At 62.5% G+C, this 13,721-nt stretch carries 14 protein-coding genes; 9 read left to right on the top strand and 5 right to left on the bottom strand.

Annotated elements, in window-relative coordinates:
* The first annotated feature begins 9 nt into the window (after window positions 1-9).
* The gene (locus C4K38_RS24595) at window positions 10-675 is read left to right on the top strand and encodes a bifunctional 4-hydroxy-2-oxoglutarate aldolase/2-dehydro-3-deoxy-phosphogluconate aldolase (RefSeq protein ID WP_007921959.1); all 666 of its coding nucleotides are present in this window, start codon (window positions 10-12) and stop codon (window positions 673-675) included.
* 228 nt (window positions 676-903) lie between these two features.
* On the opposite strand, the gene C4K38_RS24590 is transcribed toward C4K38_RS24595, so the two are convergent.
* Together C4K38_RS24590 and C4K38_RS24585 are read right to left on the bottom strand one after the other, a co-directional pair.
* A complete protein-coding gene (locus C4K38_RS24590; protein WP_053280570.1) occupies window positions 904-2,085 on the bottom strand; it encodes an aminotransferase class V-fold PLP-dependent enzyme in 1,182 nt (393 codons plus the stop codon).
* Between the two features lie 10 nt (window positions 2,086-2,095).
* Window positions 2,096-2,332, bottom strand: a complete 237-nt coding sequence (locus C4K38_RS24585) for a DUF3820 family protein (RefSeq protein WP_007925076.1) — start codon at window positions 2,330-2,332, stop codon at window positions 2,096-2,098.
* A gap of 29 nt (window positions 2,333-2,361) precedes the next feature.
* Between C4K38_RS24585 and C4K38_RS24580 the strand changes: the two genes are divergently transcribed.
* From C4K38_RS24580 to C4K38_RS24565, 4 genes are all read left to right on the top strand, one after another.
* Window positions 2,362-2,559, top strand: a complete 198-nt coding sequence (locus tag C4K38_RS24580; protein ID WP_124345319.1) for a hypothetical protein — start codon at window positions 2,362-2,364, stop codon at window positions 2,557-2,559.
* Window positions 2,560-2,715: 156 nt separating this feature from the next.
* Window positions 2,716-4,704, top strand: a complete 1,989-nt coding sequence (locus C4K38_RS24575) for an FUSC family protein (RefSeq protein WP_053280569.1) — start codon at window positions 2,716-2,718, stop codon at window positions 4,702-4,704.
* Window positions 4,691-4,897 carry a DUF1656 domain-containing protein gene (locus C4K38_RS24570; RefSeq protein WP_023966774.1) on the top strand — a complete coding sequence of 69 codons (207 nt, stop codon included), beginning with the start codon at window positions 4,691-4,693 and terminating at the stop codon, window positions 4,895-4,897. The genes C4K38_RS24575 and C4K38_RS24570 overlap by 14 nt, the downstream gene beginning before the upstream one ends.
* Before the next feature lie 10 nt (window positions 4,898-4,907).
* The gene (locus tag C4K38_RS24565) at window positions 4,908-5,771 is read left to right on the top strand and encodes an efflux RND transporter periplasmic adaptor subunit (RefSeq protein WP_053280568.1); all 864 of its coding nucleotides are present in this window, start codon (window positions 4,908-4,910) and stop codon (window positions 5,769-5,771) included.
* An 83-nt stretch (window positions 5,772-5,854) separates the two neighbouring features.
* Here C4K38_RS24565 and C4K38_RS24560 read toward each other — a convergent pair whose 3' ends face one another.
* Window positions 5,855-6,325 carry a MaoC family dehydratase gene (locus C4K38_RS24560; protein WP_007925083.1) on the bottom strand — a complete coding sequence of 157 codons (471 nt, stop codon included), beginning with the start codon at window positions 6,323-6,325 and terminating at the stop codon, window positions 5,855-5,857.
* 52 nt (window positions 6,326-6,377) lie between these two features.
* Complete coding sequence (locus C4K38_RS24555) at window positions 6,378-7,322, bottom strand: alpha/beta hydrolase (RefSeq protein WP_025805835.1); 945 nt, start codon at window positions 7,320-7,322, stop codon at window positions 6,378-6,380.
* A 211-nt stretch (window positions 7,323-7,533) separates the two neighbouring features.
* Between C4K38_RS24555 and fadD2 the strand changes: the two genes are divergently transcribed.
* Both fadD2 and fadD1 read left to right on the top strand, forming a co-directional pair.
* Window positions 7,534-9,222, top strand: a complete 1,689-nt coding sequence (gene fadD2 / locus C4K38_RS24550) for a long-chain-fatty-acid--CoA ligase FadD2 (RefSeq protein WP_053280567.1) — start codon at window positions 7,534-7,536, stop codon at window positions 9,220-9,222.
* A 389-nt stretch (window positions 9,223-9,611) separates the two neighbouring features.
* Window positions 9,612-11,300, top strand: coding sequence for a long-chain-fatty-acid--CoA ligase FadD1 (fadD1, locus tag C4K38_RS24545; RefSeq protein ID WP_053280566.1), 1,689 nt, complete (start codon window positions 9,612-9,614; stop codon window positions 11,298-11,300).
* Between the two features lie 68 nt (window positions 11,301-11,368).
* Here the strand turns inward: fadD1 and C4K38_RS24540 are convergent, their stop codons facing one another.
* On the bottom strand, window positions 11,369-11,746 hold the full coding sequence (locus tag C4K38_RS24540) for a hypothetical protein (protein ID WP_025805832.1): 378 nt from the start codon (window positions 11,744-11,746) through the stop codon (window positions 11,369-11,371).
* 473 nt (window positions 11,747-12,219) lie between these two features.
* On the opposite strand from C4K38_RS24540, the gene C4K38_RS24535 reads away from it, so the two are divergent.
* Together C4K38_RS24535 and def are read left to right on the top strand one after the other, a co-directional pair.
* The gene (locus C4K38_RS24535) at window positions 12,220-13,167 is read left to right on the top strand and encodes a YihY/virulence factor BrkB family protein (RefSeq protein ID WP_053280564.1); all 948 of its coding nucleotides are present in this window, start codon (window positions 12,220-12,222) and stop codon (window positions 13,165-13,167) included.
* Between the two features lie 2 nt (window positions 13,168-13,169).
* A complete protein-coding gene (gene def, locus C4K38_RS24530; RefSeq protein ID WP_025805831.1) occupies window positions 13,170-13,709 on the top strand; it encodes a peptide deformylase in 540 nt (179 codons plus the stop codon).
* Window positions 13,710-13,721: the final 12 nt, after the last annotated feature.

Here is a 13,721-nt window from a genome sequence, read left to right as displayed (position 1 = left end):
TCAGCCGCTATGACAATCCCACAACCGACCGTTTCCATGGCGGACAAAGTTGCCCTGATCGACAGCCTCTGCGCCAAGGCGCGGATTCTGCCGGTGATCACCATCGCCCGCGAACAGGACGTGCTGCCCCTGGCCGACGCCCTGGCCGCCGGTGGCCTGACCGCGCTGGAAGTGACCCTGCGCTCGCAGTTCGGTCTCAAGGCGATCCAGATCCTGCGCGAGCAGCGTCCGGAACTGGTGACCGGTGCCGGTACCGTGCTCGATCGGCAGATGCTGGCCGCTGCCGAAGCCGCCGGTTCGCAGTTCATCGTCACCCCGGGCATTACCCGCGACCTGCTGGAAGCCAGCGTCGCCAGCCCGATCCCGCTGTTGCCGGGGATCAGCAATGCCTCCGGGATCATGGAGGGTTACAGCCTGGGCTATCGCCGCTTCAAGCTGTTCCCGGCGGAAGTCAGCGGCGGCGTGGCCGCGATCAAGGCCCTGGGTGGCCCGTTCGGCGAAGTGAAGTTCTGCCCGACCGGCGGTGTCGGCCCGGCCAATATCAAGAGCTACATGGCGTTGAAGAACGTGATGTGCGTCGGCGGTAGCTGGATGCTCGATCCCGAGTGGATCAAGAACGGCGACTGGGCGCGGATCCAGGAGTGCACGGCTGAGGCCCTGGCGCTGCTGGACTGACAGCTTTCCTGCTGTTTTCAAAGATTCGTTGGTGTGTTCTACGGCTTTACGGTGCGCTTGGTCGGTGCACCGTTTTTTTTTGCCTGGAGAAAAGCTGGTCGGCTATTGCCGGGTCTTCTGTAGGAGCGAAGCTTGCTCGCGATCCGCGTAGCGGCCATTCAATCGCGTTGCCTGTCCCACCCTCATCGCGCGCAAGCTGCGCTCCTACATGAGGACGTACGAAAGATCTCAACCCAACTGCACCAGCGCCTTGACCAGCAGATGGATATCCGAGGCTGGCGTGGTAAACCCCGGTGTCACCCGGATACAGGGCCCGCAACGCGAACCGCTGCGCGCCACGGTGAACAGGTTGTATTCCTCGAGCAGCCGTTCGGCCATCGCCTGCTGGTCCGGCTGGCGGGTGAAGCGAAACGAGGTGATGCCGCAATACAGCCGCGGATCGTCCGGAGTCATGACTTCAATGCCGGGCAGCTCGCGCACCTGGCTCACCCACAGGTCGCGCAGGTAATTCAGGCGCGCGCCCTTGAGGGCCGAGCCGCCCATGCTGCGATGCTCCTCGAACACCCGGGGCAAGGTCAGCCAGGCCGGAATGTTCGGCGTGCCATAAGGCGCCCGTGAGCGGATATCGTCCAGGGCATAACGTTGCTCGCCCATGTCCGGATCGATATCGGCCAGGCGTTGCGGGTCGATGTAGACAAACCCCAGGCTCAGCGGTGCGCCAATCCATTTCTGCAGGTTATAGCCGGCGAACGCCACACCCAACTCACTGAGCTGGAAATCGACCTGGGCCAGGGCATGGGCGCCGTCGAGGATGACGTCGATTCCCCGTTCGCGGGCCTCCAGGGCAATGGCCTGCACCGGCAGCACCAGCCCGGTGCGGTGCGTGACGTGCGTCAGGGCCATCAGCTTCAGTCGTGGGTAACGCTCGAAGGCCTCGCGATAGCTGGCCAGCAGGCTGTCGAAACTCGCCGGGTGGGCATGCTCGATCTCGATGATTTCGACCCCGCGATGGCGCGCCAGCCAGTGCATGGCGCCCTTGACGCTGTCGTATTCCAGGTCGCTGAGCAGCACCTGATCGCCCGGCTGGAGGCGGTTGTAGTTGCGGATCAGCGATTGCAGCGCCTCTGAAGCGCTGCGGGTGAGGGCGATGGCCTGGCGGTCGACACCGAGCAGTTCGGCCAATTGCTGTCGAATCTGCAAATTGCCGATCTGTTCGAAATGCTGGCGCACATGCACCGAGTTGCTGCGGTTCACGAAGTCGATCTGCCGCTGGTATTCCTCGACCACGGCGCGGCTCATGCGCCCGAAGTAGCCGTTCTCCAGGTTGATCGGCCCGGGCTCGACGTCATAACGCCGGGCAATGGCCAGCCAGTAGTCTTCGTCGCGGGCGAGTTGGGCATTGCTTGGCATGGCGGGCTTCTTAATGACGGGGTTTGGGTTTGCCGTGTTTGGCACGCAGCGGGTCCAGCAGATCGGAAAGGCCGTTGTGATCGATTTCCTGCATCAGGGCCAACAGGCCGCCCAGCTCGCCGTGGGGGAAACCTTCGCGGGCGAACCAGTTCAGGTAGGGGCCGGGCAGGTCGGCGAGGATGCGGCCCTTGTACTTGCCGTAGGGCATTTCGCGGGTGACCAGGAGTTCTAGTTTTTCGGGATTCATGGCAGCTGTCTGTTGAGGTGACGAACACCTTGGAAAATACAGGCATTCTGCAAGCAGGCCAAATCACAGATCCTGCAAATAACGCGGATACAGAAACCGGATTAAAAGATAAATTTTTGAAAAATCAGATAAAAATTGGATTTCAGGGCTGGGATGAGGAGCATGGCGTAGAGCGTAACCACGATCAGGCCAAAGCCCCGCGTAACCAGGCGCGCGCCGGCTTGTAACGGCGCGAAGCTATCAAAAACGCCAGCCGGTCTGGCGTTTTTTTGTGCCTGGAAATTAGTGCTGGACGACTAATAGTTAGCTAGCTAATAATTGACGGGCGTCATCTCTCGCTCCAATGCATCTATCGTTGTTTTGTCCTTCCCGGGGTTCTTTCCGTGCGTATCACTTTGCAGGCGCTGTTCGCCCCCAATCTGGCGGCCGTGCAGTTCGCGACCAAGACCGTGCTTGGCGCCGGGCTGGCGTTGTGGCTCGCCATGCGCTGGGGTCTGCAGCAGCCGTCCTGGGCCCTGATGACGGCGATCATCGTCGCCCAGCCGCTGTCCGGGATGGTCCTGCAAAAGGGCATGGCACGGTTGGTAGGGACTTTGGTGGGCACCTGCATGTCGGTGCTGTTCATGGGGTTGTTCGCCCAGACCCCCTGGCTGTTCCTGTTGGCCCTGGCGCTGTGGCTGGGCTTGTGTACCGCCAGTTCGACCCTGCTGCGCAGCGCCTGGTCCTACTCGTTCGTGCTGGCCGGCTACACCGTGGCGATCATTGCCTTGCCGGCGATTTTCCACCCGTTGTCGATATTCGACCAAGCCGTAGCGCGTTGTACGGAAATTTCCCTGGGCATTATCTGCGCCACCGCCAGCAGTGCCTTGCTCTGGCCGATGCGGGTCGAGCGGCAGCTGACCGCCCAGGCGCGCAGCGCCTGGCAAAGCGGCATGCAGGCGGCGCGGGCGACCCTGGCCGGCGATGCCCTGGCGCGCAAGGGGCTGCTGGAAATCCTCGGGCGCATCGTCGCCGTGGACTCCCAGCGCGAACATGCCTGGTTCGAAGGTCCGCTCGGTCGGCAGCGGGCGCGGGCGATCAGCGCCTTGAGCCAGAAGCTGCTGATGCTGCTGCGGATCTCCCGTTCGGTGCGCCGGCAATGGAAGCAATTGGAGCAGGCCGAGGCGGATCAACTGGCGCCGTGGATGGAGCAGGTGCAGCAGGCCCTGGCGGCGATGGACAAGCCGACCTTGCAGGCGTTGCGGCCGCAGTTGCTGGACGCTTCCCATGACTCGGCCATCAGCTCGGCGCAAAGCTATTGCCTGGCCCGCTTCACCCTGTTGCTGGATACCGCCCTGGCCGCTGGGGCGGCGATGCAGGCGGTGGAGGAGGGCAAGGCGCCGGTCGAGCAGCCGGCGACCTTGAGCCCCCATCGCGATCTGTCGCTGGCGCTGCTGTTTGGCGCGCGCAGCGCCCTGGCCTTCCTCACCGTGGCCTGTTTCTGGCTGGCCACTGCCTGGCCGGCGGCCTCGGGGGCGATGCTGCTGACCTGTGTGGTGTGCGGCCTGTTCGCCAGTCGGGAAAACGGCGCGCAGATCGGCATGAGCTTCATGCGTGGCATCTTCCTGGCGATTCCGGTGGCCTTCGTGGTCGGGCAGATCCTGCTGCCGCAGTGGAGCAGTTTTGCCCTACTGGCGATGGTCATGGGCGTGCCGTTGTTTTTCGGCGCGCTGGGCATGGCCAAGCCCCAGATCGGTGCCACGGCGACCTCGTTCTGCCTGCACTTCGTGGTGCTGATTTCGCCGCAGAACCAGATGACGTTCGACGTCGCGAACTTCTTCAACAGCGCCCAGGCGATGGTGCTCGGCGTGGGTGCCGCGGTGCTGGCGTTCCAACTGCTGATCCTGCGCAACCCGGCCTGGCATGGGCGGCGCCTGCTGGCGGCGACCCTGCAGGATCTGGTGCGCCTGACCCGGCGCAACCTGCGTGGCGCGGAAAGCTGGTTCGGCGGGCGCATGGCCGATCGCCTGCTGCAACTGGCGCGGCATTACCCGGAATTGCCGGAGCAGGCGCGCAGCCGCTGGGACGATGGCTTGCTGGGCCTGGATATCGGCGATGAACTGATGCATCTGCGCTTGAGCCTGGCGGTGGCCCAGGTGCCCGCGGATGCTTCGCAGCGACGTTATTTCGAGTACCTGGAGCAGGTGCTGGAGCGTGGGCCGGGCGCCGGGCGCGGCGACGCGCTGGTCGACGCCAGCAGCGCCATGCTCGAGGCCTTGAGCAGCCAACCGCCCAGCGATGCGTTGAAGCTGGCCCAGGGCGCGGTGGTGCAGTTGCAGAAGAGCTGGCGCACCTGGTGCCGGCAGCAGGAGGAAAACCATGGGGCTGCGTGAGTGGTCGCTGGGCGGAGTATTGCTCAGCCCGTTTCTGATTTATGTGGTGCTGGCGCTGGTGCTGACCGGGGCGTTGCGCATGCTGTTGCGCGCAACGCCGCTGGGGCGCTGGATCTGGCATGAAGCACTGTTCGATGTGGCCTTGTACGTCTGTGTCCTGACGTTGGTCACTGTCGTACTCGGACCTTTATAAGGAGTTGTTCATGCGTGCCTCCGTACGTATCGCTTTTACCCTGTGCCTGGTGGCGGCGGCGCTGTTTGCCGGCTTTCATCTGTGGCAGTACTACATGCTCACGCCCTGGACCCGGGATGCGCGGATTCGCGCCGACGTGGTGATAGTCGCCCCCGATGTGTCGGGCTGGGTGCGTGAGCTCAAGGCCTATGACAACCAGGCGGTGAAGGCCGGCGACCTGTTGCTGAGCATTGACCGCGATCGCTTCGAGGCGGCGCTGGAAAAAGCCCAGGCGGTGGTGCAGACCCGCCAGCAGCAGCTCAACCTGAAAGAACGTGAAGCCAGCCGCCGGGCCAGCCTCGGGCCGCAGGCGATCAGCGCCGAGCTGCGGGAGAACGCGCAGATCAATGCCGGTGTCGCTCGTGGCGAGCTGCGCCAGGCCCAGGCCGACGCCAAGGTCGCCGAGCTCAACCTGGCGCGCAGCCAGGTCCGCGCGCCGCGCAGCGGGCATATCACCAACCTGCGTCTGGCTGAAGGTAACTATGTGAACGCCGGGCAATCGGTGATGGCTCTGATCGACGATTCGACCTTCTACGTGCAGGCCTATTTCGAGGAAACCAAATTGCCGCGGATCAAGGTCGGCGACCCGGTCAAGGTGTGGCTGATGAGCGCTGGGGAAGCCTTGCAGGGGCATGTGGAAAGCATCAGCCGCGGCATCACCGACCGCAACGCCACGCCGGACGGGCAACTGCTGGCCGAGGTGGAGCCGACGTTCAACTGGGTGCGCCTGGCGCAGCGGATTCCGGTGCGGATCAGGCTCGACAAGGTGCCCGAAGGCGTCAACCTGAGCGCCGGGATGACGGCGAGCGTGCAGGTAGAGGAGGGGAGTCAGTGATCGTGTAGCCGCTGCCGCCAGGCTGCGATCGATTGCGCAGCAATCGCAACCTGGCGAAAGCGGGATGCCTGCTACGAGGCGGCTTAGCCGATATTGATGGCCGGCAAGGTCGGCAGGGTGACGGTCTGCTGTTTGCGCGGGGCAAGGATTTCGGCTTCGCCGTCCACCACCAGCTCATCGCGCTGGTTGAACACGCGGGTAGCGATACGCACGCGGAACTTCGGCAGTTTTTCGAGGATTTCCAGGCGCACGGTCAGGGTGTCGCCGATCTTCACCGGCTTCTGGAAGCTCATCTGCTGGCCGATATAGATAGTGCCCGGCCCGGGCAGCTCGCAGGCCACCGCGGCGCTGATCAGCGCACCGCTGAACATGCCGTGGGCGATACGCTCCTTGAACATGCTGGCGGCGGCGAACTCGGCGTCCAGGTGCACCGGGTTGTGGTCGCCGGACATGGCGGCGAACAGCTGGATGTCACGCTCTTCCACGTGCTTGCTGTAGCTGGCGGTCTGGCCGACTTCGAGGGCTTCGTACGGGGTGTTGGTAACCTGGGTCATCTCTCTCAAGTCCTGTGCTGAGCGTTGATTGGCGTATCGATTGGAAACAGGGTCATTCAGTCTTCGGCGGTCGACGATGCTGCAGGGCCTGGTCGAGCCAGGCCAATACATCGGCAGTCACTTCGTCGCGGTTGCTTTCATTGAACAATTCGTGCCGCGCCTGCGGGTAGATATTGAGCTGCAGGTACTGGCTGCCGGCCTCGCGCAGAGCGCCGGCCAGATCCTTGAGACGTATGCCATTGCTCACCGGATCACATTCTCCGCCCATCACCAGCAATGGCAGGCCCGGATCGATCTGGGCCAGGTTGGAGGCTTTGCTGATTTGCTGCAGGCCACCCAGCAGGTCGATCCACAGCTGGTTGCTGCAGCGAAAGCCGCAGAGCGGGTCCTGGACGTATTTGTCGACTTCGTCGGGGTCGCGGCTGAGCCAGTCGAAGGCGGTGCGGTTGGGCTTGAAGGCCTTGTTGAACGAGCCGAAGGACAACCATTCGATCAACGCGCTGCGGCCCTGGGCGCCCTGGCGCCAGCGTTCGAAGCGGGCGATCTGGCGGGCCGCGCGGTACAGCGCCACTGGCTGGAAATTCGAGCCGCTGAGGATCGCCCCGTACAGGCTGGCGCTGTGGTGCAGCAGGTAGGCCTGGGCGATGTAGCTGCCCATGCTGTGGCCCAGCAGCACGATCGGGGTTCCCGGGTGCTGCTGGCCGATGTGCTGGTTGAGGCTGGCCAGGTCGCCGACCACCTTGCACCAGCCGTCATCGTCGGCGAAGTGCCCGAGTACCCCGTGCTCGGCGGTCTTGCCGTGACCGCGCTGGTCCAGCGCATAGACGCCGTAGCCTTCGTTGCACAGCGCCTGCGCCAGCCTGGCGTAGCGTCCGCTGTGTTCGGCCATGCCGTGGGCCAGCAGGATCACGGCCTTGAGCGGGGCCGCCGGGAGCCACTGGTTGACGTAGAGCTGGCTGTGGTCGCTCGCGGTCAGCCAGAAAGAGTGGTGGATCATGGCGATTCCTTTGCACGGGGTCGTTGCATTGTATAGCTCATCGTCGCGGCCCCGTCCGATCTGCGCGCGCCATGGCGGCAAGATTCACGTTGTCAATGACGCCATTGCCCGTATTTGCCCTATCCGCCATAGCTGCTAACGTCCGCAGAGCCCCGCCTTTCGTCGCGTCAGAGAAGCGGCCCGGACAACTCAGGTAACGAGGACAAGAACAATGCAGCCTGATTTCTGGAATGACAAACGCCCGGCCGGAGTGCCCGTCGATATCGACCAGGGTGCCTATAAGTCGGTGATCGAGGTGTTCGAGCGTTCCTGCAAGAAATTCGCCGACCGTCCGGCCTTCAGCAACATGGGCGTGACCATGACCTACGCCGAGCTGGAGCGCTACAGCGCGGCCTTTGCCGGCTATCTGCAGAGCAGTACCGACCTGGTGCCCGGCGATCGCATCGCGGTGCAGATGCCCAATGTCCTGCATTACCCGATCGCCGTGTTCGGCGCCTTGCGCGCCGGGCTGATCGTGGTCAACACCAACCCGCTGTACACCACCCGGGAAATGCGCCACCAGTTCAAGGATTCCGGGGCGCGGGCCCTGGTGTACATGAACCTGTTCGGGCAGAAGGTCGAGCAAGTGCTGCCCGATACCGATATCCAGTTCCTGATCGAGGCGAAGATGGGCGACCTGATGCCGTCCGCCAAGGGCTGGCTGGTCAATACCCTGGTCGACAAGGTCAAGAAGATGGTGCCGGCCTATCGCTTGCCCCAGGCCGTTTCCTTCAAGAGCGCATTGCGCCTGGGCCGTGGCCAGCCGATCAAGCCTTTGAACGCCCGCCTGGACGACGTCGCCGTGCTGCAATACACCGGCGGCACCACGGGGCTGGCCAAGGGCGCGATGCTGACCCACGGCAACCTGGTGGCCAACATGCAGCAGGCCAGTGCCTGCCTCGGGCAACTGGGGCCGGACGGCCACCCGCTGCTGCGCGAGGGCCGGGAGGTGATGATCGCGCCGCTGCCGCTGTACCACATCTATGCCTTCACCGCGAACTGCATGTGCATGATGGTCACCGGCAACCACAACGTGCTGATCACCAACCCGCGGGACATCGGCGGTTTCATCAAGGAGCTGAAGAAGTGGCGTTTCTCGGCGCTGCTGGGGCTGAACACGCTGTTCACCGCGCTGATGGATCATCCCGAGTTCAAGACCCTCGACTTCTCCAATCTCAAGCTCACCAACTCCGGGGGCACGGCGCTGGTCAAGGCCACCGCCGAGCGCTGGACGGAGTTGACCGGCTGCCGCATCACCGAAGGTTACGGCCTGACCGAAACCTCGCCCGTGGCCTGCACCAACCCTTACGGCGACCAGTCGCGCCTGGGCTCGGTGGGCTTGCCGGTGCCGGGCACGACCCTCAAGGTCATCGACGACCAGGGCGTCGAGCAGCCGCTGGGCGAGCGCGGCGAGCTGTGCATCAAGGGGCCGCAGATCATGAAGGGCTACTGGCAGAGGCCGGAAGCCACCGACGAGGTGCTGGATGCCGAGGGCTGGTTCAAGTCCGGCGACATCGCGGTGATCGATCCGGATGGCTTCGTGCGCATCGTCGATCGCAAGAAGGACATGATCATCGTCTCGGGTTTCAACGTGTACCCCAACGAAATCGAGGACGTGGTGATGGCCCACCCGAAAGTCGCCAACTGCGCGGTGATCGGTGTGCCGGACGAGCGTTCGGGGGAGGCGGTGAAGCTGTTCGTGGTGGCCCGCGAGTCGGGGGTCAGCCTTGAAGAGCTGAAGGCCTACTGCAAGGAAAACTTCACCGGCTACAAGGTGCCGAAACACATTGTGTTGCGTGAGTCGTTGCCGATGACGCCGGTAGGCAAGATCCTGCGTCGGGAGTTGCGCGACATCGCCTGATGTTTCACCGGATGTAACAGTCCCGCGCCAGGGCGCGACTATCGCGAGCAAGCCTCGCTTTTACCGGAACCCAGGGTTTCTGTAGGAGCGAAGCTTGCTCGCGATGCTTTTGAAGGGCGCAAAAGCCCGTTCCAGAGCCTTGGATGGCTGGATAGAATTTTTACTCTAAAAATGACCATTTAATATTCTTGAGTCACTAAAGTGACTGTTTAGGCCGATTTTGGCTCTAGTCGGCCTTTGGCAAAGCTGCTACTCTCGGCGCGCTTTGTGACTTCTCGGCCTATATAGACAGCCAGACTCACCAACAATAGACATCAATAAAAAACACACACAAATAATAATCGCATCAAGTGCGCTGACGAATTCGCGTTGCTGAGGAGTGGGCTTCCATGATCCAAGACTTTTGGAAGGATAAGTACCCAGCTGGGATTGCTGCCGATATCAATCCAGACGAGTATCCGAATATTCAGGCGGTGTTGAAGCAGTCCTGCCAACGTTTTGCCAACAAACCGGCCTTTAGCAACCTCGGCAAGACACTCACCTACGGTGAGCTGTACGAACTGTCCGGTGCTTTTGCCGCGTACCTGCAACAGCATACCGATTTGCAACCCGGCGATCGAATCGCCGTGCAACTGCCCAACGTCCTGCAGTACCCGGTCGCGGTATTCGGCGCCATCCGCGCCGGCCTGATCGTGGTCAACACCAACCCGCTGTACACCGCGCGGGAAATGGAACACCAGTTCAACGACTCCGGCGCCAAGGCCCTGGTCTGCCTGGCCAACATGGCGCACCTGGCCGAAGCCGTGGTGCCCAAGACTAGCGTCAAGCATGTGATCGTCACCGAAGTGGCTGACCTGCTGCCGCCGCTCAAGCGCCTGCTGATCAACAGCGTCATCAAGTACGTGAAGAAGATGGTGCCGGCCTATCACCTGCCCAAGGCCGTCAAGTTCAACGACGTGCTGAGCCAGGGCCATGGCCAGCCGGTCAAGGACGCCAGCCCGGCCAGCAGCGATGTCGCCGTGCTGCAATACACCGGCGGCACCACCGGCGTGGCCAAGGGCGCGATGCTGACCCACCGCAACCTGGTGTCGAACATGCTGCAGTGCAAGGCGCTGATGGGCTCCAACCTCAATGAAGGTTGCGAGATCCTGATCACCCCACTGCCGCTGTACCACATCTATGCCTTCACCTTTCATTGCATGGCGATGATGCTGATCGGCAACCACAACATCCTGATCAGCAACCCGCGCGACCTGCCGGCGATGGTCAAGGAACTGTCGAAGTGGAAGTTCAGCGGTTTCGTCGGCCTCAACACTTTGTTCGTGGCCCTGTGCAACAACGAAGCCTTCCGCAAGCTGGATTTCTCGGCGCTGAAAGTCACCCTGTCCGGCGGCATGGCGCTGCAACTGGCGGCGGCCGAACGTTGGAAAGACGTGACCGGTTGCCCGATCTGCGAAGGTTACGGCATGACCGAAACCAGCCCGGTGGCCACCGTCAACCCGATCCAGAACATCCAGATCGGCACCATCGGCATCCCGGTACCCTCGACCCTGTGCCGGATTGTCGACGACGCCGGCGTCGAACTGCCGCTGGGCGAGACCGGCGAGCTCTGCGTCAAGGGCCCGCAGGTCATGAAGGGTTACTGGCAGCGCCAGGACGCCACCGATGAGGTGATGAGCGATGGCTGGCTGAAGACCGGCGATATCGCGCTGATCCAGCCCAATGGCTATATCCGCATCGTCGATCGCAAGAAAGACATGATCCTGGTCTCCGGCTTCAACGTTTACCCGAACGAGCTGGAAGACGTGCTGGCGGCCCTGCCGGGCGTGTTGCAGTGCGCGGCCATTGGCGTGCCGGACGAGAAGTCGGGCGAGTCGATCAAGATCTTCATCGTCGCCAAGCCGGGCGTGACCCTGACCAAGGAGCAGGTGATGGAGCACATGCGCGCCAACGTCACCGGCTACAAGGTGCCCAAGGCCGTCGAGTTCCGCGATGCGCTGCCGACCACCAACGTCGGCAAGATCCTGCGTCGCGAACTGCGCGACGAAGAGCTGAAGAAGCTGGGCGTGAAGAAGTAAAACGCCAGGCAAACAAAAAGCCCCGCAGATGCGGGGCTTTTTATTGGGCGCTTGATGTCGCCGCCGGGTTACTGCTGGAACTGCGCGAAGTTCACGCCGGTGCCGGCGGGGCGCACGTCCTTGAGGAAGGAGTCCTTGTCGGCGCTCAGTTCCAGGCTCAGGGCCGCCTTGCGCTTGCCGGCGTTGCGTACCACCAGGCCTTCGAGTTTTTCCCGCAGGAACACAGTCGGCACCTTCAGGTGCAGCAACTGGTCGGTGCTCGGGGTGTGCAGCAGCAGGTGGACCCATTCGTACTGACCGATGGCCAGGCGGCTGACCGGCAGATCGAACCACCAGATATTCCGGCTGCGGCTCAGTTCCGCGAAGTGGCAGTTGTTGACGCCCAGCACCGCGCCGCCCAGTTCCTGGTTCCGGCGGGCGATGGCCAGCTTTTTATCGAGTTTCATAACATTCCTACGGGATTGGATCTTCAGCGCAGCGCCTGAATAGGTTGCGCATTCTCGTGGGTTGGCCGCCAAACATAAAGCGCAACCTGCGTGCGGCGGGCAAATAAGGCGATGAAATGCCCCGCTGAAAATATTTGAAACTCCGTGCCACGGCCTCGGGTCAACCTCAGGGCAAGACCCCAGCCCTCGATTGCCCTACGCAGGCATGCCATGGGCAGTACAGCGGATAAGGCGACAGGCCTGGCCAACGCGGCCGTTGGTAATATCAGGCAGGTGTCAGGCCTGATCCGCCGGCTCGCACTGCAACACGACGGCCATCCGCGGATGGCCGTTTTCATGGCGGTCACGGCACCAAATGAGACGAAAGGGTTCAAAGTCGCCAAACTAGGCTAGTTTGTTGTAGAAAACTTTGTTGTAGAAAACGGCTCTTGAGTCGCCACCGACCCTGAATGCTTGCGGCGAAAGGAGACGCTATGTTTTTGCCGAATTTGAAAGGCCTGCCCCTGCATCGTGTGCTGGTGCGCACGGTCACTGAGTTCATCGACGACGAAATGTCGACCTACGCCTCGGCATTGGCCTATCAGATGCTGTTTTCGTTGTTCCCCTTCATTCTGTTCCTGATCGCCTTGATCGGTTTCCTGCACCTGCCGGACTTCTTCTCCTGGTTGCGCCTGCAATCGGAACTGGTGTTGCCGCCCCAGGCGCTGGAACAGGTCAACCCGGTGATCGACCAGTTGCAGCAGTCCAAGGGCGGCCTGCTGTCGGTGGGTATCGTGATTGCCCTGTATACCGCCTCGGCCGGCGTGCGGCTGATGATGAGCGCGATGAACGCCGCGTATGACGTGGTGGAAAAGCGCCCGTTGTGGAAACGTTTTCCGCTGTCGATTATCTACACCATCGGCATCGCCGGCATGCTCCTGGCGGCCGCGGCCTTGATGGTGCTCGGGCCGCAGGTGATGGGCTGGATCGCCGCGCAGGTGGGCTTGGAAGACTTCATCGTCACTGTCTGGACCATCCTGCGCTGGCCGGTGATCGTGATCCTGATGATGGTCGCCGTGGCGCTGATCTACTACGTGATGCCCGACGTGAAGCAGGAGTTCCGCTTCATCACCCCGGGCTCGGTGCTGGCGGTGGTGGTGTGGATCATCGCCTCGTTGGGTTTCGCGTTCTACGTGAAGACCTTTGCCAACTACAACGCCATGTATGGCAGTATCGGAGCGATCATCGTCCTGCTGCTGTACTTCTATATTTCCTCGGCGGTGCTGTTGCTGGGGGCTGAGATGAATGCGGCGATCGAGCACATGTCGTCCGACGGCAAGAACCCTGGAGAAAGGGTTCCCGGCGAGCACGACGAGCCCAAACAACACGTATCGGGACTGGGCCGGGACCACTCGCTCAAGCCGACCACTGACGAAGTCTGATCATGATCCGTGAAATCCTCAAAATGGGCGACGAGCGCCTACTGCGTATCGCGCCACCGGTGCCGCCCGAGATGTTCGACAGCCCCGAGCTGTGGCAACTGATCGACGACATGTTCCAGACCATGGAAAGCGTCGGCGGGGTCGGCCTGGCCGCGCCGCAGATCGGCGTCGACCTGCAACTGGTGATCTTCGGTTTCGAGCACAGCGAGCGTTACCCGCAAGCCGAGGCGGTGCCGCAGACCATCCTGATCAACCCGCTGATCACCCCCTTGAGCCCGGTGCTGGAAGAGGGCTGGGAAGGCTGCCTGTCGGTGCCGGGGCTGCGTGGCGCGGTCGAGCGTTATCAGCACATTCGCTACGAAGGCGTCGATCCCAAGGGCGAGCCGATCGTGCGGCTGGCTTCGGGTTTCCATGCGCGGGTAGTGCAGCACGAATGCGACCACCTGATCGGCCGCCTGTATCCGTCGCGGATCAGCGACTTCAGCAAGTTCGGTTTTACCGAGGTGATGTTCCCCGACCTCGATCCCCACGCCGACGATTGAAGGATGAGGATC

This window comes from Pseudomonas chlororaphis subsp. piscium (genome assembly GCF_003850345.1).
In the GTDB taxonomy this organism is placed as follows: Bacteria; Pseudomonadota; Gammaproteobacteria; order Pseudomonadales; family Pseudomonadaceae; genus Aquipseudomonas; species Aquipseudomonas piscium.
This window is presented reverse-complemented; position numbering and strand designations above follow the sequence as displayed.